Below are 246 nucleotides of genomic sequence, written 5' to 3'. Positions count from 1 at the left end.
ATCATTACATGCACATCGTTTTTAAAGGTTGGTGTGTGTGGTCCAGAGTATGTTTCGCGTCCACTTTGTGGTTCTTGATGTATGAGTCGAGAACAATATTCACACTGGTTATTCCGTTTTCGGGATGGCGGGTGTGGGTGTTGTTTATGATATGTCAATAGTGTTTCGGTGGTTATAGCAAGAGGGAAACGCCCGGTTACATTCCGAACCCGGAAGCTAAGGCTCTTTGCGCTGATGGTACTGCAG

General features: G+C 45.9%; 1 rRNA gene. It reads left to right on the top strand.

The window, feature by feature from the left end:
* Positions 1 to 164: 164 nt before the first annotated feature.
* Positions 165 to 246 (top strand): 5S ribosomal RNA (rrf, locus tag IE92_RS0116265); the annotation flags it as partial.

The sequence above is a fragment of the Mycetocola saprophilus genome, from assembly GCF_000718085.1.
GTDB lineage: Bacteria > Actinomycetota > Actinomycetes > Actinomycetales > Microbacteriaceae > Mycetocola > Mycetocola saprophilus.
Note: the sequence above shows the minus strand (reverse complement) of the source record. Positions and strands in the feature narration are given on the sequence as shown.